Origin of the sequence: Streptomyces sp. NBC_00102 (genome assembly GCF_026343115.1) — a bacterium.
In the GTDB taxonomy this organism is placed as follows: domain Bacteria; phylum Actinomycetota; class Actinomycetes; order Streptomycetales; family Streptomycetaceae; genus Streptomyces.
This window is the reverse complement of sequence record NZ_JAPEMC010000001.1, coordinates 4,014,756-4,039,049: the sequence shown is the minus strand read 5'-3', so window position 1 is coordinate 4,039,049 and position 24,294 is coordinate 4,014,756. Positions and strand designations below refer to the sequence as shown.

Annotated in this window: 26 protein-coding genes and 2 pseudogenes; 13 read left to right on the top strand and 15 right to left on the bottom strand. The window is 70.6% G+C overall.

The window, feature by feature from the left end; genetic code table 11:
- Window positions 1–5: 5 nt before the first annotated feature.
- Together OHA55_RS18025 and lysS are read right to left on the bottom strand one after the other, a co-directional pair.
- Window positions 6–290: a hypothetical protein gene (locus OHA55_RS18025; protein ID WP_266707526.1), complete on the bottom strand. Its 285-nt coding sequence runs from the start codon at window positions 288–290 to the stop codon at window positions 6–8.
- A gap of 201 nt (window positions 291–491) precedes the next feature.
- Window positions 492–2,243: a lysine--tRNA ligase gene (gene lysS / locus OHA55_RS18020; protein WP_266707524.1), complete on the bottom strand. Its 1,752-nt coding sequence runs from the start codon at window positions 2,241–2,243 to the stop codon at window positions 492–494.
- Between the two features lie 167 nt (window positions 2,244–2,410).
- Here lysS and argS point away from each other — a divergent pair, with 167 nt between their 5' ends.
- Window positions 2,411–4,195 carry an arginine--tRNA ligase gene (gene argS, locus OHA55_RS18015; RefSeq protein WP_266707523.1) on the top strand — a complete coding sequence of 595 codons (1,785 nt, stop codon included), beginning with the start codon at window positions 2,411–2,413 and terminating at the stop codon, window positions 4,193–4,195.
- Window positions 4,196–4,281: 86 nt separating this feature from the next.
- Here the strand turns inward: argS and OHA55_RS18010 are convergent, their stop codons facing one another.
- From OHA55_RS18010 to OHA55_RS18000, 3 genes are all read right to left on the bottom strand, one after another.
- Complete coding sequence (locus OHA55_RS18010; RefSeq protein WP_266707522.1) at window positions 4,282–4,710, bottom strand: hypothetical protein; 429 nt, start codon at window positions 4,708–4,710, stop codon at window positions 4,282–4,284.
- 129 nt (window positions 4,711–4,839) lie between these two features.
- Complete coding sequence (locus OHA55_RS18005) at window positions 4,840–6,078, bottom strand: phosphatidylserine/phosphatidylglycerophosphate/cardiolipin synthase family protein (RefSeq protein WP_266707521.1); 1,239 nt, start codon at window positions 6,076–6,078, stop codon at window positions 4,840–4,842.
- Window positions 6,079–6,202: 124 nt separating this feature from the next.
- Entirely contained in the window at window positions 6,203–6,553 is a 351-nt protein-coding gene (locus OHA55_RS18000; RefSeq protein ID WP_266707519.1) for a DoxX family protein, read from the bottom strand.
- A gap of 147 nt (window positions 6,554–6,700) precedes the next feature.
- Between OHA55_RS18000 and OHA55_RS17995 the strand changes: the two genes are divergently transcribed.
- The gene (locus OHA55_RS17995) at window positions 6,701–7,012 is read left to right on the top strand and encodes a helix-turn-helix domain-containing protein (RefSeq protein WP_266710767.1); all 312 of its coding nucleotides are present in this window, start codon (window positions 6,701–6,703) and stop codon (window positions 7,010–7,012) included.
- 64 nt (window positions 7,013–7,076) lie between these two features.
- On the opposite strand, the gene OHA55_RS17990 is transcribed toward OHA55_RS17995, so the two are convergent.
- From OHA55_RS17990 to OHA55_RS17980, 3 genes are read right to left on the bottom strand one after another with little or no spacing between them, the layout of a single operon-like run.
- The gene (locus OHA55_RS17990; protein ID WP_266707517.1) at window positions 7,077–7,286 is read right to left on the bottom strand and encodes a hypothetical protein; all 210 of its coding nucleotides are present in this window, start codon (window positions 7,284–7,286) and stop codon (window positions 7,077–7,079) included.
- Window positions 7,276–8,154, bottom strand: coding sequence for an inositol monophosphatase family protein (locus OHA55_RS17985; RefSeq protein ID WP_266707515.1), 879 nt, complete (start codon window positions 8,152–8,154; stop codon window positions 7,276–7,278). The genes OHA55_RS17990 and OHA55_RS17985 overlap by 11 nt, the downstream gene beginning before the upstream one ends.
- 7 nt (window positions 8,155–8,161) lie before the next feature.
- Window positions 8,162–9,658 (bottom strand): helix-turn-helix transcriptional regulator, encoded by a 1,497-nt coding sequence (locus OHA55_RS17980; protein WP_266707513.1) that lies wholly within the window; start codon window positions 9,656–9,658, stop codon window positions 8,162–8,164.
- 395 nt (window positions 9,659–10,053) lie between these two features.
- Between OHA55_RS17980 and OHA55_RS17975 the strand changes: the two genes are divergently transcribed.
- A complete protein-coding gene (locus OHA55_RS17975) occupies window positions 10,054–10,851 on the top strand; it encodes a DUF4232 domain-containing protein (protein WP_266707511.1) in 798 nt (265 codons plus the stop codon).
- A 115-nt stretch (window positions 10,852–10,966) separates the two neighbouring features.
- On the opposite strand, the gene OHA55_RS17970 is transcribed toward OHA55_RS17975, so the two are convergent.
- On the bottom strand, window positions 10,967–11,377 hold the full coding sequence (locus OHA55_RS17970; RefSeq protein ID WP_266710765.1) for an ATP-binding protein: 411 nt from the start codon (window positions 11,375–11,377) through the stop codon (window positions 10,967–10,969).
- A gap of 235 nt (window positions 11,378–11,612) precedes the next feature.
- Here OHA55_RS17970 and OHA55_RS17965 point away from each other — a divergent pair, with 235 nt between their 5' ends.
- The 4 genes and pseudogenes from OHA55_RS17965 to OHA55_RS17950 form a co-directional block, all read left to right on the top strand.
- The gene (locus OHA55_RS17965; protein WP_266707509.1) at window positions 11,613–12,398 is read left to right on the top strand and encodes a helix-turn-helix transcriptional regulator; all 786 of its coding nucleotides are present in this window, start codon (window positions 11,613–11,615) and stop codon (window positions 12,396–12,398) included.
- A gap of 8 nt (window positions 12,399–12,406) precedes the next feature.
- A pseudogene (locus OHA55_RS17960) lies at window positions 12,407–12,583 on the top strand (DUF397 domain-containing protein); the annotation flags it as partial.
- Window positions 12,584–12,964: 381 nt separating this feature from the next.
- Entirely contained in the window at window positions 12,965–13,774 is an 810-nt protein-coding gene (locus OHA55_RS17955) for a phytanoyl-CoA dioxygenase family protein (RefSeq protein ID WP_266707507.1), read from the top strand.
- Window positions 13,771–14,241, top strand: a pseudogene (locus OHA55_RS17950) (DUF6309 family protein); the annotation flags it as partial. The gene OHA55_RS17955 and the pseudogene OHA55_RS17950, both read left to right, overlap by 4 nt.
- Window positions 14,242–14,283: 42 nt before the next feature.
- On the opposite strand, the gene OHA55_RS17945 reads toward OHA55_RS17950, so the two are convergent.
- Window positions 14,284–15,030, bottom strand: a complete 747-nt coding sequence (locus tag OHA55_RS17945; protein ID WP_266707505.1) for an SDR family oxidoreductase — start codon at window positions 15,028–15,030, stop codon at window positions 14,284–14,286.
- A 93-nt stretch (window positions 15,031–15,123) separates the two neighbouring features.
- On the opposite strand from OHA55_RS17945, the gene OHA55_RS17940 reads away from it, so the two are divergent.
- A complete protein-coding gene (locus OHA55_RS17940) occupies window positions 15,124–16,458 on the top strand; it encodes an aspartate aminotransferase family protein (protein ID WP_266707503.1) in 1,335 nt (444 codons plus the stop codon).
- A gap of 33 nt (window positions 16,459–16,491) precedes the next feature.
- Here OHA55_RS17940 and OHA55_RS17935 read toward each other — a convergent pair whose 3' ends face one another.
- Window positions 16,492–17,085 carry a dihydrofolate reductase family protein gene (locus OHA55_RS17935; RefSeq protein ID WP_266707501.1) on the bottom strand — a complete coding sequence of 198 codons (594 nt, stop codon included), beginning with the start codon at window positions 17,083–17,085 and terminating at the stop codon, window positions 16,492–16,494.
- Window positions 17,086–17,457: 372 nt separating this feature from the next.
- On the opposite strand from OHA55_RS17935, the gene OHA55_RS17930 reads away from it, so the two are divergent.
- Window positions 17,458–17,823, top strand: a complete 366-nt coding sequence (locus tag OHA55_RS17930) for a DUF6281 family protein (protein ID WP_266707499.1) — start codon at window positions 17,458–17,460, stop codon at window positions 17,821–17,823.
- Window positions 17,824–17,860: 37 nt separating this feature from the next.
- On the opposite strand, the gene OHA55_RS17925 is transcribed toward OHA55_RS17930, so the two are convergent.
- Both OHA55_RS17925 and OHA55_RS17920 read right to left on the bottom strand, forming a co-directional pair.
- Window positions 17,861–18,475: a DUF4865 family protein gene (locus OHA55_RS17925; RefSeq protein ID WP_266707497.1), complete on the bottom strand. Its 615-nt coding sequence runs from the start codon at window positions 18,473–18,475 to the stop codon at window positions 17,861–17,863.
- A 135-nt stretch (window positions 18,476–18,610) separates the two neighbouring features.
- A complete protein-coding gene (locus tag OHA55_RS17920; RefSeq protein WP_266710763.1) occupies window positions 18,611–19,237 on the bottom strand; it encodes a TetR/AcrR family transcriptional regulator in 627 nt (208 codons plus the stop codon).
- 131 nt (window positions 19,238–19,368) lie between these two features.
- On the opposite strand from OHA55_RS17920, the gene OHA55_RS17915 reads away from it, so the two are divergent.
- Both OHA55_RS17915 and OHA55_RS17910 read left to right on the top strand, forming a co-directional pair.
- Window positions 19,369–19,890, top strand: coding sequence for a GNAT family N-acetyltransferase (locus tag OHA55_RS17915; RefSeq protein WP_266707495.1), 522 nt, complete (start codon window positions 19,369–19,371; stop codon window positions 19,888–19,890).
- Window positions 19,891–20,149: 259 nt separating this feature from the next.
- Entirely contained in the window at window positions 20,150–20,695 is a 546-nt protein-coding gene (locus OHA55_RS17910) for a hypothetical protein (RefSeq protein WP_266707493.1), read from the top strand.
- Window positions 20,696–20,717: 22 nt separating this feature from the next.
- Here the strand turns inward: OHA55_RS17910 and OHA55_RS17905 are convergent, their stop codons facing one another.
- Window positions 20,718–21,134, bottom strand: a complete 417-nt coding sequence (locus tag OHA55_RS17905) for a hypothetical protein (protein ID WP_266707491.1) — start codon at window positions 21,132–21,134, stop codon at window positions 20,718–20,720.
- Between the two features lie 314 nt (window positions 21,135–21,448).
- On the opposite strand from OHA55_RS17905, the gene OHA55_RS17900 reads away from it, so the two are divergent.
- Entirely contained in the window at window positions 21,449–21,781 is a 333-nt protein-coding gene (locus tag OHA55_RS17900; protein WP_266707489.1) for a hypothetical protein, read from the top strand.
- 4 nt (window positions 21,782–21,785) lie between these two features.
- Here the strand turns inward: OHA55_RS17900 and OHA55_RS17895 are convergent, their stop codons facing one another.
- Window positions 21,786–22,973 carry an IS110 family transposase gene (locus tag OHA55_RS17895; protein ID WP_266703204.1) on the bottom strand — a complete coding sequence of 396 codons (1,188 nt, stop codon included), beginning with the start codon at window positions 22,971–22,973 and terminating at the stop codon, window positions 21,786–21,788.
- 274 nt (window positions 22,974–23,247) lie between these two features.
- Here OHA55_RS17895 and OHA55_RS17890 point away from each other — a divergent pair, with 274 nt between their 5' ends.
- Window positions 23,248–24,096, top strand: coding sequence for a DUF4253 domain-containing protein (locus OHA55_RS17890; RefSeq protein ID WP_266707487.1), 849 nt, complete (start codon window positions 23,248–23,250; stop codon window positions 24,094–24,096).
- Window positions 24,097–24,294: the final 198 nt, after the last annotated feature.

Here is a 24,294-nt window from a genome sequence, read left to right as displayed (position 1 = left end):
CTCCGTCACGCCCGGTGCCGGGAGGACCTGGCGACCGGTCCGCCGCAGAGGAGGAGCACCAGCGCCAGGAAGACGAGACAGAACGGGACCAGCAGCGCGAAGCCGCCCACCCCGACGAGGTCCAGCAGCGCACCGAAGACCAGACCCGCACCCCCCGTCGAACATGCCCAGCCTCCCACCCGGGGACGCCGGAAACCGGCCGTCTTCCGGCCGGTCAAGTGCGGGACGCCCATCGTCGCGACCACCACGCCGCCTGTCAGCACGAACCACGACTGCCACGCCTGTCCCATGGAAACCCTCGTCCCGGGCGCCGCACCGGCGTGCGCGGCCCCTCCGCTCCCCAGCGAACGCCCGAAGTGATCACCGTGTCAACGGGAAGCGCGCACAGGTATCCAGCGCACCCAGGTATCGCCGGGGAGCGCGCACGCGAAGGGGCCGCCGCCCGGATCGTCCCGGGTGGCGGCCCCTCGTGTCGTGCGTGGCGCGGGTGTTTACGCCCCCAGCAGCGCCCGCACCCGGTCCGCGCCGACGGCGAGGAGCAGGGTGGGCAGGCGCGGGCCGGTGTCCCGGCTGACCAGCAGACGGTAGAGCAGCGCGAAGAACGACCGCTGGGCCACCTTGAGTTCGGGCGTCGGCTTGGCGTCGGGCTCGAGTCCGGCCAGCACCTTCGGCACGCCGTAGACGAGGGTGGTGAGCCCGTCCAGCGACCAGTGGCTGTCGAGGCCCTCCACCAGCAGGCGCAGCGACTCGCGCCCCTGGTCGTCGAGCGAGCCGAGGAGCTCCGCGTCCGGCTCGCCGCGCACGATCGTGCGGGCCTCGGCCGGGACCTGGGTGGTGATCCAGTTCTCGGCGCGGTCGAGGCGGGGGCGTACGGCGTCGAGCGAGGTGAGCGGGTTCTCCGGGTCGAGCTCGCTGAGGATGCGCAGCGTCTGGTCGTCGGCGCCGGCGGTGATGTCGGCGACGGAGGCCAGCGTGCGGTACGGCAGCGGGCGCGGGGTGCTCGGCAGCTCACCGGCGGCCGTGCGGACGGCACGCCCGTGGGCGGCGAGGTCGGCCGGCAGCGCGGTGCCGTCGGCGACCTTGCGCTCCAGGGAGTCCCACTCGTCGTAGAGCCGGTTGATCTCCTGGTCGAAGGCGATCTTGAAGGACTGGTTGGGCCGACGGCGGGCGTACAGCCAGCGCAGCAGGGGCGCCTCCATGATCTTCAGGGCGTCGCCCGGGGTGGGCACCCCGCCCTTGGAGGAGGACATCTTCGCCATGCCGGAGATGCCGACGAAGGCGTACATCGGGCCGATCGGCTGGACGCCGTCGAAGACCTCGCGGACGATCTGGCCGCCGACGACGAACGACGAGCCCGGCGAGGAGTGGTCCACGCCGCTGGGCTCGAAGATCACGCCCTCGTACGCCCAGCGCATCGGCCAGTCGACCTTCCAGACCAGCTTGCCGCGGTTGAACTCGTTGAGCCGCACGGTCTCGGCGAAGCCGCACTCCGAGCAGGTGTAGTTCAGCTCGGTGCTGTCGTCGTCGTAGGAGGTGACGACGGTGAGGTCCTTGCCGCAGTTGCCGCAGTACGGCTTGTACGGGAAGTACCCGGCGGAGCTGCCGCCGTCGTCCTCGTCGGCCGCGCCGGAGCCCTCGGCGGCCTCCAGCTCGGCCTCGTCGACCTTCTTCTGCTGCTGCTTGCCCTTGCCCGCGGCGGCCGGGTCCTTCTTCGTCCGGTAGCGGTCGAGGACGGCGTCGATGTCCGCGCGGTGCTTCATCGCGTGCAGGATCTGCTCGCGGTAGGCCCCGGCGGTGTACTGCTCGGTCTGGCTGATGGGGTCGTACTCGACGCCCAGCTCGTCCAGCGCCTCGGTCATGGCGGCCTTGAAGTGCTCGGCCCAGTTCGGGTACGCGGACCCGGCCGGGGCGGGCACCGAGGTCAGCGGCTTGCCGATGTGCTCGGCCCAGGACGCGTCGATGCCGGGAACGCCGTTCGGGACCTTGCGGTACCGGTCGTAGTCGTCCCACGAGATCAGGTGGCGGACCTCGTACCCGCGGCGGCGGATCTCGTCGGCGACCAGGTGCGGGGTCATGACCTCGCGGAGGTTGCCGAGGTGGATCGGGCCGGACGGGGACAGGCCGGACGCGACGACGACCGGTTTGCCAGGCGCACGACGCTCCGATTCGGCGATGACATCGTCCGCGAAGCGGGAGACCCAGTCGGTCTCGGTGCTTGTCTGACTCTCGGCCACGGTCGGCACGCCCTTCTCTCGTACAGGAATCTTTCGGGGGCCCTGCCATTCTCCCAGGTACACGGCGGAGCGCGAAAATGACTTTGCGAGCCCGCTCAAATGGCTTGCGAACGCGCTCACCGCCCGTGGGATACTTGGGGAAACCCATTACCCCCTACGGAAACGGCAGCCGGCACATGGCCTCGGTCCCTTCCCTCGCTTCCACGCTCCAGCAGCAGCTGGCGGACGCCCTGACGGCAGCCCTGCCCGACGCCGGCGCCGCCGACCCGCTGCTGCGACGAAGCGACCGGGCCGACTTCCAGGCCAACGGCATCCTCGCGCTGGCCAAGAAGCTCAAGGGCAACCCCCGCGAGCTGGCGTCGCAGGTCACCGCCGCGATTCCGGCGGGTGACCTGATCAAGGAGATCGAGGTCTCCGGCCCCGGCTTCCTCAACATCACCCTCACCGACGAGGCGATCCTGCGGACGCTGGCCGAGCGGGCCGCCGACGCGGAGGGCCGGCTCGGTGTGGCGTCCTCGGCGGACGCCGGTACGACGGTCATCGACTACGCCCAGCCGAACGTCGCCAAGGAGATGCACGTCGGCCACCTGCGGTCGGCGGTCATCGGTGACGCGATGGTGCGCATCCTGGAGTTCACCGGCGAGTCCGTGGTCCGGCGCCACCACATCGGCGACTGGGGCACCCAGTTCGGCATGCTCATCCAGTACCTCGTCGAGCACCCGGACCAGCTGGGCCACGACACTGCGGACACCGACGCCGAGTCGGCGGGCGAGGCCGCGATGTCCTCCCTGAACCGGCTCTACAAGGCGTCCCGCGCGCTCTTCGACTCCGACGAGGAGTTCAAGGCCCGCGCCCGGGACCGGGTGGTCGCGCTCCAGGCCGGGGACCCGGAGACGCTCGCCATGTGGCAGCGGTTCGTGGACGAGTCGAAGGTCTACTTCTACTCGGTCTTCGACAAGCTCGACATGGAGATCTCCGACCCGGACATCGTCGGCGAGTCGGGGTACAACGACATGCTGGAGGAGACCTGCCGCATCCTGGAGGAGACCGGCGTCGCCGTGCGCTCCGAGGGTGCGCTGTGCGTCTTCTTCGAGGACGTGAAGGGCCCGGACGGCAACCAGGTCCCGCTGATCGTCAAGAAGACGAACGGCGGCTACGGCTACGCGGCGACCGACCTCTCCGCGATCCGCGACCGGGTGCAGAACCTCAAGGCGAACACCCTGCTCTACGTGGTCGACGCCCGGCAGTCGCTGCACTTCAAGATGGTCTTCGAGACCGCTCGCCGGGCCGGCTGGCTGGGCGAGGACGTCACCGCGCACCAGCTGGCCTTCGGCACGGTCCTCGGCAAGGACGGCAAGCCGTTCAAGACCCGTGAGGGTGTCACGGTCCGGCTGGAGGACCTCCTCGACGAGGCGGTCTCCCGGGCGACGGCCGTGGTGCGGGAGAAGGCCGGGAAGGTGGGCCTGTCCGAGGAGGAGATCGTCGAGAACGGCCGGTACGTCGGCATCGGCGCGGTGAAGTACGCCGACCTGTCCACGTCCGCCGTGCGCGACTACAAGTTCGACCTGGACCAGATGGTCTCGCTCAACGGCGACACCTCGGTCTACCTCCAGTACGCCTACGCCCGTATCCGGTCGATCCTGCGCAAGGCCGGGGACGCGAAGCCCGTCGCCCACCCGGAGCTGGAGCTGGCCCCGGCGGAGCGCGCGCTCGGTCTGCACCTGGACCGGTTCGGCGAGACGCTGGACGAGGTCGCCGCGGGGTACGAGCCGCACAAGCTGGCCGCGTACCTCTACCAGCTGGCGTCGCACCTGACGACCTTCTACGACCAGTGCCAGGTGCTCAGCGACGACAACGCCCCCGAGGTCGTCGAGAACCGGCTCTTCCTCGTGGAGCTGACCGCCCGAACCCTGCACACCGGTATGGAGCTGCTGGGCATCCGGACGCCCGAGCGCCTGTGACGGTGGCACGCGCCTGACGTACGAGGGCCCGGTGGATCACCTGATCCGCCGGGCCTTCGGCGTGGATGGATGCGCCGCGGATGCCCTTACTGCGGCCGCCCCAGCGCCCATCCCGACACGTCGGAGAGCCGGCCGCGCCAGAGGGGGAGAAGCACCGGGCTCACCCCGCCGACGCTGAGGGTGACGTCCCGCAGGTGGATCCAGCGCGGCAGCCCCGGGTCCTCGTCGGCGCCGAACTCGCTCAGCCCCTGGTCGACCGTCTCGGGGAACTCGGCGAGCAGGTTCGCCCCCTCGCCCTCCACCTGGCGCAGGCTCCGCGCCCACTCGGCCTTCCACTCCTCGTGCCCGATGACGTCCCCGTGGAGTACGCCTCCGGCGACGGTGAGGGTCAGCGGCAGGCTGGAGCGGAGTTCGCGGTCGAGGAGCTGGATCAGCAGCTGGAGCTGGAGATCGGGCAGGGGTTCGGTGATCACCGCCGCCGTCGTTTCCCGTGAAGTGTCGGCGAACGCGCTCATGGGCCACTCCCTTCAGGTGACGTACGGCCCGGGGGCGGGGCGGGTGACGCCCCCAAGGCCGTACGGCGGGTGGGGCCTTCCGTCTGCCCCGAGCGGACCGCGCCACACCTGCGGCTGGTTCAGCGGGGCTCAGAGGAACCGGCGGATCGGGTACACCGACGCCTCGCGGGCCCGTTGCAGCAGCGAGCGGCGGCGCCAGCGGCGGCCGTCGATCAGGTCGCTCGCCGCGCGGTCCTGCTCGAAGTGGCCGTCGAGCACGGCGGTGAACTCCGGGTCCAGCACGGCGAGCATCACCTCCTCGTCGTGGTCGAGGGAGCGCCGGTTGAAGTTGGTGGAGCCGATGAGGGCGGCGACCCGGTCCACGGTGAGGGTCTTGGTGTGCATCATCGTCGGCCGGTACTGGTGGATCTTGACCCCGCACGCGGTCAGGTCCTCGTAGAACCGCTGCCCGGCCAACTGGCAGACCCGCTTGTCGGTGTACGGGCCCGGGAGCAGGATCTCCACCTCGACGCCGCGCCGGGCGGTGGCGCAGAGCAGCTCGGTGAAGTACGCGTCGGGCGCGAAGTACGCGGTGGTGAGGCGGACGCGCTCCTCGGCGGATTCGAGGACGACCCGGATCAGGGTCTGCATGTCCTGCCAGCCGAAACTGGCGGAGCCGCGCACCACCTGCACGATCGCGTCGCCCTCGGGCGCGCCCGGTACGAACCGGTCGTCGGCGTCGAACAACTCCTCGTGGCACTCGGCCCAGTTCTGCGCGAACGCGGCGGCGAGCCCGTCGACGGCGGGACCGCGCAGCCGGACGTGGGTGTCCCGCCACTCGTGTTCGTTGCGGGCGTCGCCGCACCACTCCTCGGCTATCCCGACCCCGCCGGTGAAGGCGGTGCGCTCGTCCACGACGAGGACCTTGCGGTGGCAGCGGTGGTTCTGCTTGAGCGGCGAGAGGTAGAGCGGCTTGCGGAACCAGGCGACGTGCACGCCCGCGTCGCTCATCATCGCCAGCTGGTCCTTCTCGATGAGCCGGCTGCCGAAACCGTCGAGCAGCAGCCGCACCCGGACCCCGGCCCGCGCGCGTTCGGCGAGAGCCTCGGCGAACCGGGCGGCGATGTCCCCACGCCAGTACACGAAGGTCATCATGTCCACGGTGTGCTCGGCGGCCCGTATCGCCCCGAGCATCGCGCCGAATATCTCGTCGCCGTTGCGGAGCGGGAGGAGCTCGTTCCCCTCGGTCGCGGCGATCCCGATGAGCCGTTCCAGCCGGCGTCTGAGTCGCTGGACCCGCTCGGCGGAGAGCTCGGGGTCGATGCTCTGCCCGCTTTCCCGGGTAACGCCGCTGCCGGAGGGCGCGGCGTCGAGCGTACTGCTGGTCATGGATCACCCTCCGGTGTTCGCGAGCGGCGTCCCGACGCCCCGGCGGGTACCGGGGGCCGGGGGACGGGGACGGCCGTCGTTCCGGATGCCCGGGATGGGGCGGGGCACTCCTGCGGGCGGCGGGTCAGAGGGTGGCGGCGCGCAGCACGATCAGGGCGACGGCGGCCACGGTGAGGACCGCTGCCGGTAGCGCGCCCTTGTGGTCGCGGACACGCAGGTGGAAGGCGACGGCCCCGGCGAAGTAGAGCGTCAGACCGATCTCGGCGGCTATGGCGAGGGGGCCCCACCGGAGCCCGGCGAGCGCCCCGGCCGCGCCCGCGATCTGGGCGGTGATCAGGAGCGGCATCAGGCCCTGCGGCACTCCGAGGGTGGTCATCTGCTCGGTGATGTGGCGCGTCCGCAGCAACTTGGCGCCGGCCGAGGTCAGGAGTACGGCTGCCATGAGGGAAGTTGTGACGACGAGGGAGAGGAACACGGGATACCTCGATCATGCGGGAGGCGGGCAGGAGGCGTGCGCACCTCACCGACGATAGGCAGCCGTCAGGTACCTCCAGGTACCCTTCGGGACGTGAGCCTGCGACCCGGAAACATCTTCCTCGCCGACTGTCCCGCTCTCCTCGCCATGGAGATCATCGCAAGCAAGTGGTCGATGGTCACGCTCTTCGCTCTGACCGACGGCCCGTTGCGCCACGGCGAGTTGGTCGAACTGAGCGGCGGAATCTCACGCAAGGTGCTGACCCAGACGCTGCGCCGCCTCCAGGCCAACGGGCTCGTCGAGCGGCACGCGTACGCCGAGGCCCCGCCACGCGTGGAGTACAGCCTGACCGAGCTCGGGCGGACCCTGGAGGAGCCCATCAGGATGCTCACCGCGTGGGCGCGGGAGAACGGCGAGGCGGTCGTCACCTTCCGGGAAGCGGACGCGACGACCGGGTAGCCGACAGGACGACCGGGGAGCGGAGTCGCGGCCCGGGTCTGCGCCCGAGGCGGGCCACATGGCCCTATTCCGGCGGGATGGTGTCCAGGAACGGGCGCCCGTGCGTGCTCATGAGTTGGATCACCCGCGCGTACACGGCGTCGTCCTCGATGACGAGGGCGACGCGTTCCCGCGTGTTGAAGATGGTGCCCAGCGCGACCCGGGTGCGGAGGACGACCCAGCCATCTTCGGAGCCGTCCCAGAGGTAGTGGTAGGCGGCGACTTCATCCGTCATTCGATCCGGCTCCGCTCAAGGGGTTGGACGCGGTCGGCCAGGAGGGACGCGGCCGACGCTCTCTGCCTCCGATCATCCCGATCAGCAGCCCGTGCGTCTCGGCGTCGGCGGCCACCACGAGCCCTCGGGCCGCCGGGCCGAGCGGGGCGCCGTCGAGGTCGGTGACGACGCAGCCGGCCGCCCGGCAGAGGGCGATTCCGGCGGCGAAGTGCACGCTGCCCGAGAGGTCCCCGCCGTCGGTGACGTACGCGGCACGCTTGCCCGCCGCGACCCAGGCCACCGCGAGCGTCGAGGACACCACCCGGGGCCGGAACCGCTCGCCGAACCCGGGGTGGGCCAGCAGGTCCACCGCCCGGAATCCGGGGGCACTCGGGAACGGCGGATCGAGGTTGACGTCCACCAGACGGGTGGCCGAGGAGGGTTCCAGGGGCGCGTCGGTCCCCTCGCGGCGCACCCAGGCGCTCCGGCCGTCGGTCAGGAAGACCTCCTCGCCGAAGGGGTCCGCCACCGCGGCCGCCCCGCCGCCCGAATCCCCGTCCAGCAGGACCACGTTGACGGCCACCACCAGGGTCCCGGCGGCGTAGTTCAGCGTGCCGCACAGGGGGTCCACCAGCCACTGGCGTGCCGCGTCGGCCGCGCCCTGCTGCCCGCCCTCCTCGCCGAGCACCGCGTCGTCGGGCCGGGCGGCGCGAAGGGTGTCGAGGATCGCCCGTTCCGCCTCCAGGTCGGCGGCGGTCGCGAAGTCCCCGCCGCCCTTGTCGACGCGGGCGAGCCGCCGGCCGTAGAGGGCGCGCACCACCCTGGCGCCCGCCTCCGCCCCGGCCGCCGCGATCCCGACGTCCTCGGAGACCGTGTACAGGTCGTTCATTCCGGGGTCACTCCCCCTCGTCGGCCATGGCCGGATCGGTGTAGTCCTTGTCCATCCACTGCGCCCGGTCCTGCCAGTAGATGTACTCGGGCCGGGCCTTGACGCTGCTCGTACGGAACGGTTCGCCGTGGTCGTCCACGCGCAGGGTGCCGCTGCGGTCCCCGCTGGTCCAGTCGAGCTCCAGGTAGTAGGACACGTCGTGCCCCTCCACATGGGCGTCGAGGTTGAGGACCTGGACGTCGGTGGAGCTCGTACGGAACGGGAAGTCCTGCGCGGGCACGACCTCGTCCCCCTGCTTCCCGGCTACCGGCTTCGTCCTCGGCTGGGCGTCGTCGAGGTCGATGTCGAAACTCTGCGGGAAAATGCTGCTGCCGCATCCTTCGGCCATCGAGAAGGAGTTCCAGGCGAGCGGCGCCTTCCGCGTCACCACCCGGACGTGCAGGGCGCTGACGACGACCGCTTCGGACGAGGAGCCCTGGAGCGTCACCTCCAGCAGCTGAGATCCGCCGTCCACCCCGCCCAGCGCCTTCGCCCAGCCCCGGCTGCTCTGCGGGGGCGGTGGCGGCGGTACGTCGGACGGATCGTCGTCCAGCAGGGTGTACTGCCCGCAGGGCGCGTCCCAGTTGTACGAGGTGATGGTGGCGCGCAGCGGCACCTCGTCCGACGACACCGTCCCCTTCTTCGCCGGGGACGCCGTGGCGTCCGGACCGTCCGACGCGGTCGCCGAAGGAGACGGCGACGCGGAGGCCGAGGCGCTCGCCGAGGGCTTGGTGGACGGCTTGCGGGACGGGGTCGGCGAGGCGTTCCGTACGGCGGTCGCGGTGGCTCCGGTGGCGTCGGCGTTCCGGCCGTCGTCGGAGCCGCCCGCGAGGTTACGGGCGACGATCGCGGACGGCACGCTGAGCGCGACCACGACGGCGGCGGCCAGCAGGACGCGCGTGCGCCGGGACCGCGGACGGCGGGGCCCGCCCGCCTTGTCCTGCCGCCCCGTCACCAGCGGTCCCTCGGCTTCGGATGCGGCCGGGAGCGGCGCGGGGGCCGGGATCGAAGTCGGGGCCGGGATCGGGGCGGGGGCCGGGGCCGGACTCACGATCGGAGCCGCGTCCGAGGACGCTTTCGGTCCCGCCTCCGTTTCCTGCTCCGTTTGACCGTCCTCGGCAGATTCCGCTTCCGCCTCGGCGGGCCGGGCCCAGGAAGGCGCGGCAGCGGGAGCAGCGGGGACGGGTGACGGCGCTTGTTCCCTCCGCGCTCCGCCCTGCTTCTTCGCCTGGTCCGCCAGAATCCACTGCCGGTGCAGCTCGACCATCTCGTCGGGCGTCGCCCGGCAGAGCCTCGCCATCCGCTCGACGGGTGCGAACTCGGGCGGGACGGCGTCGCCGTTGCAGTAGCGGTGCACCGTGGACGTGCTCATGTGCAGCCGCTTGGCCAGCGTCCCGTAACTCATGCCGGACCGCTCCTTCAGCGCGACCAGCGCTGCGGCGAAGTCCTGGATTTCCGTGCCCACCCGACAGTTCCCCCCTCGTTCCCGTCCCGGAAGAGCGTTCCAGGGACCTCACATACCCGCAGGTCAGAGGCCATTCCAGCGTTCCGGCGTCCCATGTAGGCCGAGATCCATTGCCGCTGGGATGAGGACCCGGACAGCATGTGGCCATGCCGGGTCGCCGACCGCGAACGGCACGAACCCACCCACCTCACACACGGAGTCGTCATGCCCGGATCCGGCCTCGCAGCCCTCATCGGAACCGTGTTCGCAGGAGCACTGATCACCGTCTCCGCGGCGGCCCTCGCACTCCTGCGGCACTGACACCCACGTCATTGTCCAGTACACCGGTTCGCCGTCAGGACGCCCAACCGGCGCCGCTCTTCCACCACGTGATTCTCAGAAAGAGGAAATCCACCATGCGTCAGCTCCGCACCCGCCGCATCACCCGTACCTCCGTCTTCGGTGTCGCCGCCCTGATCGGCGCGCTCTCCCTGACGGCCTGCAGCGACGAGGACCGGGCCACGATCGACCGGGCCGTCGCCTCGTCCCAGGCGGACGCCGACTCCGCAGCCTCGCCGGCCCCCCTCGCCACCGACGCCGCCGCGACCGACGGCAAGACCTCCACGCAGGGGAAGTCCTCGGGCTCCTCCGGCTCCTCGGGTTCCTCCGGCTCCAAGTCCTCGGGTTCCGCTTCCGGCTCGGGCACGTCGTCCTCGGGCACCTCCCAGGGTTCCGGCAACTCGTCGAACGGCTCGTCCGGAGGCTCCTCCGACAGCGACGACGACACTCCGAACTACCCGAGCTGCGACGGTACGAACAGCAAGGTGAAGGGCAGCATCCTGAGCCGCCCGATCAACCACGTGCTGCTGACGGTGACCAACACCGGCTCGACTACCTGCAACGCGGTCGGCTACCCGGGCATCGGCTACGAGGGCGCCCAGGCGGTCATGGCGTACGACCACAACAGCGTGCCGCAGTCGGTCATCGCCCTGGAGCCCGGCCAGTCCGCCTACGCCTCCGTACGCACCTCGGCGGCGGACGGCAGCGGCGAGGGCGGCTTCGACGTGAAGGCGCTGCGGGTGAGCTTCCAGGACAACCTGGGCGGCTTCAACGACGGACAGGTGACCGTTCCGCTCAGCAAGTCGGTCTGGATCGATAGCTCCGCCGTGGTCACGTACTGGCAGTCCGACTTCGAGACCGCCACTTCGTTCTGAGAGCCCGCGCCCTCCATCCGGTCGTGAGTCTCTGGACACCGCCCGGGGCCGGGGCGGCGGGTGCCGGGCGCGAGCCGGCACCCACCGACCCGTATCGGGCCGTAGGCACGAGCTCTCACCGGCGGGGAACACCCTCCGCGAACTCGCACCAGACGATCTTGCCGGGGTTCCTTACCGCCGCACCCCAGCGATCGGCGAGCGCGTCGACGATGATCAGCCCGCGCCCCGACTCCTCACCCGGCTCGTCCTCGGTCGGCGCCGGTTCCCCGGCAGCGGCCCGTACCGACTCCCGGCCGTCGCCGCTGTCGTGGACCTCGATCCGCAGCCCGGCCGCCCCGCCCAGCCTCTCGACCCGTACGAGATACCCCCGCCCGGCCGGCACCCCGTGCAGCACCGCGTTGGTCGCCAACTCGCTCGCGCACAGCACGACATCGCCCACCCGCTCACCGAGCCCCCACTCCTGCGCGGCCCGCCGCACGAACTCCCTCACCGCAGCGACCGAATCGCGTCGCCGCCAGAAGAGCAGCTCACGGACAGCGACGGCGGGCCTGGGGCGCACGGGGAGAGCGGGAGGCGCGAGGTGAGGGGTGGTCCCTTTTGATTCATTCACCGGTCAAGAGTCACCCTCAGTGACTACAGTGATGCAGTGCGCGCACCCGTACAAATCTTTTGTACGGGTCGCGCGCGCGTGACGTACGGGTCCCCGTGGGGATTGGGAGGGCATGCACACCAGGAATCGGCAGCGCAGAAATGCGTCAGCCATGAAGCTCGTCGGCAAGCTGGTCAGCCTGTTCCGTATCGAAGCAGGGCTTACCCAGGCCCAGTTGGCGACAAGCGTCGGCGTTCAGGTCGAGACGATCGCCTCGATCGAGCAGGGCAGGCGCGCCCTCCTCCCCGATCTGGCACACCGTCTGGACGAACTACTCGACACCAAGGGCGCCTTGGCGACAGCGGTGGAGAACCTGCCGGAGGTGGACCTGATCCCGGCCTGGGCCGAGCAGTACATGGACCTGGAGCGCGAGGCGCTGGCACTGTCGTGGTGGGAGAACGCGGTCCTGCCGGGGCTGCTCCAGACTGAGGCGTACGCACGGGCGGTGTTTCGCAACCGAGTTCCGGCTCTCAGCGCGGCGGAGATCGAGAACCGGGTTGCCACACGTGTGAAGAGGCACGAAATCTTGAATCGCGACACCCCGCCCACCTTGAGCTTTGTCATTGCGGAGGCGATCATCAGGGATCGCCTCGACGGCGACGCGGTGTATTTCGCAACTCTTCAGCACCTGCGCACGTGCGCCGATTTGCCGGGGGTCTCCCTTCAGGTGATGCCCCTGGGGCGAACGAGTCACGCTGGGCTCGGAGGACCCTTCATCGTGTTGGAGACCCCTGACTTTCAGCGCATCGGATACACCGAAACGCAGCGCGGAAGTCGGATTGTCCCCGAGCCCAACGAGGTCGCCATCCTCGTCCAGAAATATGGGATGCTGCGAACGCAGGCCCTCAATACGGATGAGACGAGGGGCCTGTTGGAAAGTCTTCTAGGAGAACGATGATCACTACGCACGCCTGGATCAAGTCCAGCTACAGCGACGAGGAAGGCGGCGCCTGCGTCGAAATCGCCGCCCACCCCACCGCCATCCACGTCCGCGACTCCAAGGACCCCGAGGGCCCCGTCCTCACCGTCGCCACCGGCACCTGGAGCGCCTTCGCCGCCTACGCGGCCACGGCCTCCGCGTAAGAGCTCGCGGCACGCTCTCGTCGATGTCGGCTGACGGCGCGCAACCGGCGTGACGATGCGCCCGTTGGTCAAGGCGTCGCCGGTCGACCGGCGGCAGTTCGAAGACGCTGCCCGGCTCGGAGAAGGGCCCCGGGGCCACACCACGTCGGACCGGCTCCCGTCCCCCAGTGCGCATTCCGGCCGTCCTCCCGCGAACATCGGTGCATCACCCGTTTCGGCAAACCCTCTCCGCCTCTCCGAGACACCGGCGTCACACCGCAGGCGCCGGTGATCGGCCATTCCGCTGCGTGACGGCATGGTCGCGGAGGGGCCGGGATATGGATGGCAAGACCCGTGCCACCCCCCGGGTCACCCATCGGCGTACATCGGAGGTCGAGCCGCGTGACCGTCTCTTCGCATGCCGCAACGCAGATCGACGAGTTCGACGAGAAGGGCTTCCTGGTCCTTCGAGGCCTGCTGCCCGCCGAGTTCGTGAGGCGCCTGACACAGGAGGTCGACCACTGGGTGGACTCGGGTCTCAGGCAGCGTTCCATCGACGCCTGCTTATGCCCCGAACGGTCCCCCGAGCCGGAAGCGGTCGAGCTGGAGATGGCGGCGCACGGCGAGCTGGTCGCCTACCCGCCACTGCTGGAGCTGTTGGAGAACGAGAACCTGCTCGGCCCCGCTTTCGTGTTCCACCACCTCCACAGCGACCGCCGACCGCCCGGAGCTCCGGGCAAGCCCTGGCACCACGATTACGAGCAGCGGCCTCAGCGCCATCGGCGGCTTCCGATGGTTCACGTCCTCCACTACGTCCAGGGCTTGCGGCCGGGCATGGGGGCTCTCGCCGTGCTGCCCGGCTCGCACCACGAGGTCGCGGAGAAGGACGCCCGCAGCCATCTGGGGACGGGGGTCCTGCCCGGGGAGGCGCTGATCACCGAACTGCCCCCGGGGTCCGCCGTGGTCCTTCACTCCGCGCTGTTCCACACCCGACGCGCCGCGGGCGCCTCCGCGCCCGGGGAGCCGGACCGCTACCTGATCGACGCGTCGTACTGCCGCACGGGGGAGCCGTGGCCTCCGGTCAAGCCGTACTGGCGGCGGATACTGGCAGCCGGCCGGAAGCTCCGGGACGGGCAGGAACGGTGGCAGGAACTCTTCGAGGAACGTCACTTCAGCGCGTACGAATCGCAGGGCGCCGGGCGTGCGGCATGAGGATTCTCCAGGCCGTCTCCTTCGACGAGGTACTGAGCCACTTCGGGCGGCACCACCCGTACCGCCCCGGGGACACCGCCAACTCCAACGACGAGGCGGAGCGCCACATCCGCAACGCGCAGACCCTGTCGGAGGGCCGCTGGCACGAAGTGCTGCTGGAGGGACCGGAAGTCCGCGGTGTGGTGCTGCCCTGGCATCTGGGCGAGGGAGGGGACGTCGAACTGATCCCGAGAACCGGTCTCACCGTGCGGGTCGCCGCCGCCCGGCTGACGACGCTCGGGGACGCGTACACCCTTTCCAACCCGCTGTGTGCACACAAGTTGGACCGCCAGTCGCGCGCCGTACCCACCGCGGTGTTCCTGAGCGCCCGGGCGGTAGGAGGTCCGGACTACGAACGGCTGACTGTCCGGGAAGGGCTGATCCACCTGGACGGGCTGCACCGGATGCTGGCCTGGGAGCGGGCCGGTCTGCTGGTACCCGGCCGGACCCTGAAGGCTTACGTGGCGGGCCTACCCCCGGCCGACGTAGGGCATGGCGCTGGGCATCACCAGGACGGACTGGATGTTCACCCCCACCGGAAGGGCGGCCATGGCCCGGAACGTGTCGACCACGTGCCGGACGTCCATGGTGGGCTCCACCCGCAGTGAGCCGTCGGGCTGCCGGACGGCAGGCTGGGGGCGGTCGGCGGGAGTCACGTTGCCGATGTCGATCTGCCCGCAGGAGATGTCGAAACGGCGGCCGTCGAGAGAGAGCGAGCGCGTGATGCCGGCCACGGCGTGCTTGGCCGCGGTGAAAGCGATCGAGTCGGGTCTCGGTATCTGCGCCGAGGGAGCACCGTTGTTGATGATCCGTCCGCCCCGGGGAGTCTGTGTCTTCATGATCCGGAAGGCCGCTCGCGAGCACAGGAAAGCCCCGGTGGCGACCGAGTCCATGACCCGGTGCCAGTCCGCCACGTCCACGTCTTCGGTGGCCGTGTACGGCATCAGGTCGGCCGCGTTGTTGAAGAGCAGGTCCAGCCGCCCCCACCGTTCCACCACCGCGGAGAAGAGCGCGTCCACCGACTGCGGGTCGGTGACGTCCGCGGGCAGCACCACCGCACGCGCGCGGCAGGAGGCGTCCGCCAGGCGCGCCGATTCCCGCAGCCGCTCCTCCCGTCGGCCGGTCAGCACGACCGTCCATCCGTCGGCCAGGAGGCCCAGGGCACAGGCCCGTCCGATACCGCTGCCCGCTCCCGTGACCACAGCAGTCCTCACCACACCGCACCACCCCTTCGCCAACACCCTCTGCAGCACCGGGCACGAACATCCAACAGCGTGTCCCCGGGCATGACCCAGCAAACAGGAGCGACCATGAATGACCGTTTACAGGCCCTGCACGGCACGGACGGCAGCCGATCGTGGTTCGAACGCGCCAAGCAGTCACTCGCGGGCGGGATCAGCTCCTCCTCCCGTCTCACCTCCACGGGCCCGCACCCCTACCCGCTCTACATCACCAGCGGGGCGGGCTCCCGCATCCGGGACGTCGACGGCAACGAGTACGTCGACTACCTCATCTCCTACGGCAGCGCGATCCTCGGCCACGCCCCGCCCGTGCTGACGGACGCCCTCACCCGGGTACTGCACACCGGCACGATGTTCGGCACCTGCAACGTCCCGGAGGTCGAACTCGCGGAGACGATCTGCCGGATGGTGCCCTGCGCGGAACTCGTCCGCTTCGCGAACTCCGGCAGCGAGGCCGTACAGGGCGCCGTACGCGCGGCCCGCGGCCACACCGGGCGCTCCCGGATCCTGAAGTTCGAAGGGCACTACCACGGGTGGTCGGACACCCTGGCGATCTCGAACCGCCCCACCGAAACCGAAGCCGGCCCTCACACGGCCCCACGGTCCGTGCCCCACTCCCCGGGGATCCCCGCCGGTGTCGTGGACGACGTGGTGGTGTGTCCGTGGAACGACCTGACCGCGCTGCGCATGGTCCTCGACGCCCACGCCGGGACTCTCGCCGCTGTCATCTGCGAGCCGATCGTCGCCAACAACGCCTGCACCATGCCCGAGCCGGGATACCTCGAAGCCCTTCGCGAGGAGTGCACCGCCCGCGGCATCGTGCTGATCTTCGACGAGGTCTGCACCGGCTTCCGCACAGGCCCCGGCGGTGCACAGAGCCTCTTCGCCGTCGTGCCCGACCTCGCCGTGTTCTCCAAAGCCCTGGGGGGAGGACTGCCCATCGCCGCCTTCGCCGGACGCCGGGAGATCATGGAAGAACTCGCTTCCGGACGCGTCAAGCACGGCGGCACGTACAACGCCTCGCCGCTCTGCGCGACGGCCGCCCTCGTGACCCTGCGACAACTCGGCGACCCCGACGTCGTCCGGCGCATCGAGGACACCGGCCGCCAGGTGATGGAAACAGCGCAGAAGGCCGCCCACGACCGGGGAATCCCCTGCTCGGTGCAGGGCGTCGGCGCCATGTTCCAGACCGTCTTCACCTCCGACGGCCTGCCCACGCGCAACTACCGCGACCTGCTGCGCGTCGACCAGGCCCGGTCGCACGCCTTCCGCCACGAACTCCTCAAACGCGGAATCCACGCCAACGCCTTCCCCATGGCCTGCTGGTTCGTCTCCGCCGCCATCACGGACGACGACCTCGCAGCGACCTGCACGGCCGTCACGGAGGCGTTCGGAGCCCTGTGACGACGATCTGCGGTGCGAGGTTCCCGGAACGGCTCAGCTCGCGGCCCCGTCCGCGCCCGTGCTGCGACCCCCCGCCTCGTACCGCAGCAGCACCACCCCACTGCCGAAGCGCCGGGTCTCCACGAGGCTCAGGTTGGTACGGGTGTCGGTGTCGCGGAAGAGGGGGTTGCCGCGCCCGATCAGGACCGGGTGGACGTAGATCCGGTACTCGTCGATGAGCCCGTGCCGCCGGAACGCGTCCGCCAGCGTCGGTCCGCCGACCACCAGGTCGCCGCCCGGTTCCGCCTTCAGGGCGCGGATCGCGTCGGGGTCCACCTCGCGCACGATCGTGGAGCCCCAGCCCGCCTCGGTGAGGGTGCGGGAGTAGACGTACTTCGGCATGTCCTTCCAGATCGTGGCGAATTCGGCCACCGTCCCCGCGTTCGCCGGGTCCTCGTCCGCCGTGGGCCAGAAATCGGCCATCAGCTCGTACGTCACCCGCCCGTGGATGAACGCGCCCATCCGCCCCAGCTCGTCGTTGAAGTGCTGGTGCAACTCCTCGTCCACGAAGTGCCATTCGATGTCGTGGTCCGGCCCCTCGAAGAAGCCGTCGAGGGAGACGGAGATGGAGAGGATGAGCTTGCGCATCGGCGGCCTCGCGTATCGGTGGGTACACCGCACCATGTGCGGTGTACGGGCTACCGCGCACGGCGTGCGGGTGGCCCGAGACGTTACGCGCGCGGAGCCGCCCGGCCCGTGACCCGTACCCCGCACGGCATGTCGGCGCCCGCCGGTTCCCCGGTTCGGCCGCCCGCCCCAGCCCTCAAGATCACGATCACATCTCGCCCCTGAGGAATCACGCTCCTGGCGGAACCAGATCCGAGGTGCCCACGTCGAACCGCGGATTCACGAGAGCCTCACCGCCGGCACGGTCTCACCCCCGTGCCGAGCAGCGGCGGGGCCACTCGGCGCGGTGGAGGCATCCCTCCTCCGCGCATCGACAACCGTGGGGGGAACAAGATGAGTTGGACAGCGCGAATCACCGGCTCGGCAGTGGCGGCGGCATTGGTGATGTCGGTAGCCGCGTGCTCGGTCGAGGGCAGAGAGGTCCTCTGCCCGAATCAGTACACCTACCAGGGCCGCTCGTACGTGGACGTGGCGAACGCGACGATCACCCCGGGGAAGAAGCTCGGCGTCGCCACCCAGCCCGCCTGCGACGACCGGAGCGACGATCCGGACGTGAAGGGGACCGCCTACGAGGTGGTCGGCGTCTCTCCCGAGGTCGCCATCGCCATCGGGGACACACCGGAGACGGCCACGCTCTTCGCCGTCGAATCCGGCCCGGACCTCGCGCCCGAGGTGCGGAGACTGGTCGACGCCTCCTGACCCGTAACGCCGGGGAAGTCCCGGTCGGCCGCGCCGCTCACCAGGCGCGGCCCTCCGGGAGGCCGGCCAGGCCGGGGGCGGAGAGGTGCAGGATCTCGTAGCGCTCGGTGGCTTCCTCGTCGGGCGCCACGGCGTCCGACCAGAGGACGAACCGCACCAGCTGCCAGGAGTGCGGGTCGAAGGCGAGGGCGGCGGTGTGCACACCTCCGCGCCGGGCGAGGACGGCCAGTTGCTCGACCTCCCGCTCGATCAGCGCGGCCGGCCCGAGGCCGTCGCGGCGCTGGTCGGGGTCGGCGGGGATGGGGGTGAGCCTGCGCGAGGCGGATCGGGGGGCCGTGGCGCGGGCGGGACCGGCGTGGCAGGCGATGCCCGCCCAGTGGTGGGCGGCGGGTCGCCCGAAGTCGCGGACGATGTTCTGGAACCCACCGCCGCCGACGAGGAATCGGGCCATCGCGCCGGTGTCGTTCCACAGGTAGAAGGGCGCGTACTCGTTGACCGGCGAGCCGGCGAGACCGCGCTCGCGGATCACGAACGCCTTCAGTCCGAGTCCGGCACGGTCGTCCATGGTGGGGCCGCCCACGGCCACCCGCTTCCGGATGATCCCCATGTCGTAGTCGGCGGGCAGGGTGATCTCGTACTGCGTGGCGTACATGAAGGTGCTGCCTCTCTCGGTACTGTCGCGGCGTCCTCGACGCGGCGCCGCCTGCCGGTGGTCTCCTCGGCGGGGGTCTCCTCGGCGGGGAGGCACTCGGCGGGGAGGCACTCGGCGGTGGTCTCCCCGGCGGGGTCACTCGGCGGCGGTCTCCCCGGCCGCCGTTTCCTCCGCGACGGTCGTGGTGTGCGCGGCGACGGTCGTGGTGTGTGCGGCAAGCAGCCCCAGCACGCCGGAGATCGCCTGGTCGAACGGGTCCACCGAGTCGGCGGCGCGGGCCAGCACATAGCCGCCCTGGAGCACCGCCACGATCGTCGTCGCGGTGGCCTGCGGGTCCAGCGCGGCGCTCAGTTCACCGCTCGCGCGTCCCTCGGCGACGATCTCGGCGAGGCGGCCGCGCAGCCAGCCGAGGGTCACTTCGACGGGGGCCCGCAGGACGGGGTCGGCCATCAGTTCCGGGTCCTGGGTGAGCCCTCCGATCGGGCAGCCCTTGAGCACCTCGCGCTCACGCAGCAGATACGCGGTGATCCGCCCTCCGGCCGTACCCGGAGCCGAGAACTGCGCTTCGGCCTTGGCGCGCATCTCCTCGGCCGTACGGACTATCGCGGCGAGCGCCAGATCGGGCTTGCCCGCGAAGTGGTGGTACATGCTGCCCTGCCCCGCCCCGGCCCTCTTCTGGATGGCCTTCGGGCTGGTGGCGGCGTATCCGCGCTCCCACAGCAGTTCCCGGGTGCTCTCGACGAGACGGTCCGCGGTGCTCATGGCAGTACTCATGGTGGAGGAGTGTACATACCAGTAGGTACAGAATTGACGCAGGCGGCTCGGCCCGCCCGCACGCACGCCCCGGTAATCCTCGTGCGGCCGGTACGGCCCGCGTGATACTCCTCCCTGCCATGAGCGATCTCGCGACAGCACGGCTCCTGCTCCACCCGACGACCGTCCGCGAGGCCGAGCGCATAGTGGCGGGCGAGCCCGACGCCGGTGCCCGATGGGCGCCCGGCTACCCCACCGCCGGAGACGTCTCCGCGGCCACGCGCTACCTGCGCGCCTGCGCGGACACCGGCGACCCCCACCCGTTCGGCAACTACGAGATCCGCCGGCGCGAGGACGGCCGGGCGATCGGCGGGGTGGGCTTCCATGCTCCCGCCGACGCCGAGGGCAGCGTCACGATCGGCTACGGCCTCGTCCCGTCCGAGCGGGGCCGGGGGTACGCATCCGAAGCCCTGCGCGGCCTGCTGCTGTTCGCGCGGGAACAGGGCGTCACCCGCGTAAAGGGCGACGCCGACCACGACAACCTCGCGTCCCAGCACGTCATGATCGCGGCGGGCATGCGACCGGCCGGCCAGGACGAGCGCGTCCGGTACTTCGAGATCACCTGGACCGGCCCGACGACCCCCGGTGACGCGGTCGCCTGACCGGCGGGCGGACACCCCCGCCCGGAGGTTCGACCACCCGTACGCGGCGGACGCCGGTACCGGACGGCCCCACGGGATGCGACGGAGAAGCCCCACGAGTGCGCCGCGATGCGCGCTCCGCGCCCCCGCACGCCCCGCCGCGCCTCCCGCGCGCCTCGAACTCGCCCCGCGCCCAAGCGATTTGCGACGACCCGGCCCGGGAAGCCTCTTCTGACATCCGTACACCCACCCCACCACACCCCCGTGAGGTTGCCTTCGCATGACCGTGATCGTCGGGCTCGTCCACAAGAACCGCGTCCACCTCGGCGGCGACTCGGCAGGGGTCGCCGGCCTCTCGATCACCGTGCGCCGGGACCTCAAGGTGTTCCGGAACGGCCCCTACGTCATGGGGTTCACCTCGTCGTTCCGCATGGGACAGCTCCTGCGGTACGCGTTCGAAGTGCCGCATCCGAGCGGTGACCTGGACCGGTTCATGGTCACCAAGTTCATCGACGCGCTGCGTTCCTGCCTCAAGGACGGCGGCTGGGCACGCAAGGACTCGGAGCAGGAGCAGGCCGGTACGTTCCTCGTCGGGATAGCCGGGCGGCTCTACACCATCCACTCGGACTACCAGGTCGGCGAGCCCTCGGACCAGTACGCGGCGGTCGGCTGCGGTGACGACATCGCCCTCGGCGCGCTCCACGCCACCGCCGCTCTCGGCCTGAAACCGCGTCAGCGGATCACCACCGCACTCGAAGCGGCGGCCTACCACAGTGCGGGCGTCGTCGGCCCGTTCACGTACGCGACGACGCCGAAAGCCGACTGAACCGGCCGTGCGAACACCCGGTTCACCCTCCTGAGGCGGCTTCCCCCGCAGCGACTCCGTCCACCGACGCAGTCTTCCCGGCCTCACCGGCGGGCCCGCCCGCCTCCGTCGGTACGCCCGCCCTGGAGCGGGCGGGCGGGAGGTTGATGTCGGCCGTACGCAGGGCCCGTTGGAGCGGGCTGCGGCCCGGGGGGAGCTCCAGATCGATGTCCGCGATGAGCAGCCGGCCGTCGGCGAGACGCGAAGTCTTCGTCCGCTTGCCCCGGTTGGGCTGCCGACTGCCGGGGCCGCCCTGGCTGCTCTCGCGATCCTGGCCGGGATCACGCCTCTGGTCGCCCTGTCGGGCCGGTCCGGAGCGTTGCGGCCGTCCGGACCTCTCGGGTCGCTTCGACTGCTCGGGTCGCTCGGGTTGTTCGGGTTGTTTCGGTTGAGGGGCCATGTCTCCTCTTCGGCGGCGAGGGCTCCACGGATGCCCCGAAGAGGGATTGTCGCGCGAATCAGAGCTTGATACGGGGGCGTTCGAGCACTTCAGGCCGTTCTGGACCGCACTGTTGGTAACAGTGCCAACGGCACCGCCGGGGACGTTGATGCTCCTATTGGTCGTCAAGTCTTTCGAGGGGCCTGAGGCGGGTCGTTGCGCCGTATGGTGGCCGGGTGCGGTACTTGGCGGAAGTGTTCATCCTCGGGTCATTGCGGCGGGGTCACGCGGTTGAGCAGTTCCTTGGGCCGTGGAGTTCGGCCGAGCGTCCCGGCGTGCGCTATGTAGAGGTTCGTCCGGCGAAGGCGTCCTATGAGGTCTATCTCCACGCGGTCGAGGACGTCGGCAGTGAGAGTTTCCTGGACCTGGGCGAGTTCCCGCCGCTCGATCCTGATGAGGAGGCCGACGAGTTCGGCCGGTTCCTGGGCATGGCTGAGGACCCGCTGGCCGCGCTGATCATTGCCGAAGATCGCACTGGAGCCGAGCGGGGGCGGTGGGTCAACGAGAACGTCGTCCAGGACGAGTACCGCGACTTCGTGCGGCTTAGCCGGCCGCCGAAGTTTTCCCCTGAGGGCCTTCAGTGGCCCCGGGGGTCGGACGTTCTCTGAGGACTCATGCTGCTTGGAGCCAGTCCCGGTAGGTGCTGGCCAGGTCGTCGTCCCGGCGGATTCCCCGTTCGAGAGTGGAGATGGTGGCCGGCCAGAGGCCGAAGTGGCTTGCCGCGGTGGTGAGGGTGATGTTCTTGGACTGCCGCAGGGGTCGCAGGTCGGCGATGCCGGGAACGGTGACCGTAGTGGTGAGGCAACGGAACATCTCCCGGGCGATGGCCCGTTTCAGGAGCCGGATGATCTCCTTCTTCGTGCGGCCGGCGGCGGTCTGGCGGACCACGTACTCGCGGGTGCGGGAATCGCTGGACATGCGGACGAGGGCGATTCGGTAGAGGGCGGCGTTGGCTGCCCGGTCACCGCCTCGCGAGAGGCGGTGACGGTTGGTCCGGCCGCTGGAGGCGGGGACCGGCGCGGCTCCGCAGAGGGCTGCGAAGGAGGACTCGGTCCGCATGCGTTCGGGGTTGCCTCCGGCCGTGATCAGCAGTTGGGCAGCAGTGTCGGGGCCGACTCCGTAAGCAGCCCGCAGCCCGGGGTTGTGCGCGGTGACCTCGCTGTCCAGCGCCTTGGTGAGAGCCTCGTGCTCCGCGGCAAGTCCGTTGACGCGTCGGGCGAGGCTCTTCAGCGCGGTGAGGACCGCAATGTGGACCGCGTCTCCGGCCGGTCGCAACCGGGCCAGGGCGTCGGTGCGGGCATTCCCTTTGAGCTGTCCGTATCGGGCGCGGATGTCCTCGGGGGCGGTGATGAGGATGTGGGTGATCTGGTTCAGGGCGGCGGTGCGGGCTTTGACAGCGGAGCGGGCGGTGTTGTGCATGGCCCGTATGCCGGTGACGGTGTCGTCCTTGGGCGCGCTGGAAGCCCGTCCGGACAGTGCGGCTCGCGCGGCGGCGTAAGCATCGATGGGGTCGGACTTGCCGATCCGGCGGCGTTCGGCCCGGTCGGGCCGGTTGACCTCGACGACCCGGTGCCCGCGTGAGCGGGCGGCACGGGTGAATCCGGCACCGTAGGAGGCAGTGCCCTCCACACCGATCGCCCTCACATGGCCATGGGCGTCCAGGAACGCCAGGGCCGCCGCGTATCCGGCGGCCGTGGTGGCGAACTCGGCATCGGCGAGGTGCCCGCCGTTGTCGCTGACAACCGCGACATGCACGGTGTCGGCATGGGAGTCGACCCCGCCGAACACAGCCTGGTCCACAGTCTCCTCTGCGACCTCTGATGTCATGCTGATAGTGCCTTCCCAACCGGAGGTGGGCGCCGGCCGGGTGGCGCAGACAGGACATTGAAGGGGGCTTCTGACCAAGCTCCTATCAGGTCATGTTCCGCCCGGCCGGAGCCATGAGAACAGGTTCCGGCGGCCGGACAGAACAACTTGAGGACAGCCCAGCAGGGCGTCAGTCAGTGGCAGAGCCACGACCACCGGAACCTGAGTATCAGCATCAATGTCAGTGGTTCCCCTTAGTGTCTGCGGCATGGCGACGCTTCCGAACCCCCTCCCGTCCCTTGCCTCCCACGGGCTGGATCTGCCGTCCGGATCCCTCGTGGACGCCACCGTCGACGGCCCCTGGCACGAACCCCTGTTCTGGTACGGGAACACGGCGGCGGCCCCGGGCGACTTCGCGGCCCTGCGCGCCACCGGCCGGCGGGTCGGACTGCTGCCCGTGCTGATCGACGAGGGCCCGCGCCGGGAGCCGCCCAGCGCGTGGGATCTCGCACCCGAGCGCGTTTCGTACCCGGGTGACCACGACGCCGAAGAGGTGCTCCTGAGCTTCTGGGAGCCGTACGCCGACGACGAACTCGGGGACGGGGACGCCGAGTCCGGCGACACGTCCGAGGCCGGTGGCCCGGCCGGGTCCGGCAGCACCCCCGAGTGGCCCGGACTCGCCCCCGTCCCCGCCGCCGGCATCGGCGACCCCGACCAACTGGCCGCCGAGCTCGCGGACGTCATCGGCAGCGCCTACCTCGAAGAGGACGGAACCGGCCTGCGCCCCGCCCTCGTACCCGCCCGGCGCAGCGCGGACATCCCCGCCGCCATCGGCTGGTCGGGCCCGGTCAACCACGAGAACGACGTCGCCCGCCTCTGCGCGGTACTCCGCTCCTGGGAGGACCGGTTCGACATCCGGGTCGTCATGCTCGGCTTCGACACCCTGACCGTGTCGGTCGGCCGCCCGCCGGCCACCCTCGCCGAGGCCCGGGCGGTCGCGGCCGAGCACTACGCCTTCTGCCCGGACAACATCAACCAGAACCCGCCGTACAACCTCGACGCGTACGCCGAGAAGCACCTGATGAACCGCGACTGCTGGACCTTCTGGTGGGACTGACCGCCCGCCCGGACGCCCCGGCCCGACCTGACCTGGCCTGACCACCCGACCCTGACCGACGGTCCCGAGCGCCCGCGACCGGCCGTGACCGGCCGGCCGGGACCGAGCGGCCGTGACCGGCCACCCCGGACGCGCGGTCCGGCTTCCACGAGGGGAGAAGCCGGACCGCGCCACACCCGCACGCCCCTTACGCCTCGC

Bases quoted from the DNA above. Each gene is read 5' to 3' on its own strand.
- OHA55_RS18025 (WP_266707526.1), bottom strand. From the start codon at position 290: ATGGGACAGGCGTGGCAGTCGTGGTTCGTGCTGACAGGCGGCGTGGTG.
- OHA55_RS17990 (WP_266707517.1), bottom strand. From the start codon at position 7,286: ATGACGGATGAAGTCGCCGCCTACCACTACCTCTGGGACGGCTCCGAA.
- OHA55_RS17935 (WP_266707501.1), bottom strand. From the start codon at position 17,085: ATGCGCAAGCTCATCCTCTCCATCTCCGTCTCCCTCGACGGCTTCTTC.
- argS (WP_266707523.1), top strand. From the start codon at position 2,411: ATGGCCTCGGTCCCTTCCCTCGCTTCCACGCTCCAGCAGCAGCTGGCG.
- OHA55_RS17905 (WP_266707491.1), bottom strand. From the start codon at position 21,134: ATGGCCCCTCAACCGAAACAACCCGAACAACCCGAGCGACCCGAGCAG.
- OHA55_RS17965 (WP_266707509.1), top strand. From the start codon at position 11,613: ATGAAGCTCGTCGGCAAGCTGGTCAGCCTGTTCCGTATCGAAGCAGGG.
- OHA55_RS17910 (WP_266707493.1), top strand. From the start codon at position 20,150: ATGACCGTGATCGTCGGGCTCGTCCACAAGAACCGCGTCCACCTCGGC.
- OHA55_RS17985 (WP_266707515.1), bottom strand. From the start codon at position 8,154: ATGAACGACCTGTACACGGTCTCCGAGGACGTCGGGATCGCGGCGGCC.
- OHA55_RS18005 (WP_266707521.1), bottom strand. From the start codon at position 6,078: ATGACCAGCAGTACGCTCGACGCCGCGCCCTCCGGCAGCGGCGTTACC.
- OHA55_RS18010 (WP_266707522.1), bottom strand. From the start codon at position 4,710: ATGAGCGCGTTCGCCGACACTTCACGGGAAACGACGGCGGCGGTGATC.
- OHA55_RS17915 (WP_266707495.1), top strand. From the start codon at position 19,369: ATGAGCGATCTCGCGACAGCACGGCTCCTGCTCCACCCGACGACCGTC.
- OHA55_RS17925 (WP_266707497.1), bottom strand. From the start codon at position 18,475: ATGTACGCCACGCAGTACGAGATCACCCTGCCCGCCGACTACGACATG.
- OHA55_RS17920 (WP_266710763.1), bottom strand. From the start codon at position 19,237: ATGAGCACCGCGGACCGTCTCGTCGAGAGCACCCGGGAACTGCTGTGG.
- OHA55_RS17890 (WP_266707487.1), top strand. From the start codon at position 23,248: ATGGCGACGCTTCCGAACCCCCTCCCGTCCCTTGCCTCCCACGGGCTG.
- OHA55_RS17930 (WP_266707499.1), top strand. From the start codon at position 17,458: ATGAGTTGGACAGCGCGAATCACCGGCTCGGCAGTGGCGGCGGCATTG.
- OHA55_RS17995 (WP_266710767.1), top strand. From the start codon at position 6,701: ATGGAGATCATCGCAAGCAAGTGGTCGATGGTCACGCTCTTCGCTCTG.
- OHA55_RS17940 (WP_266707503.1), top strand. From the start codon at position 15,124: ATGAATGACCGTTTACAGGCCCTGCACGGCACGGACGGCAGCCGATCG.
- OHA55_RS17975 (WP_266707511.1), top strand. From the start codon at position 10,054: ATGCGTCAGCTCCGCACCCGCCGCATCACCCGTACCTCCGTCTTCGGT.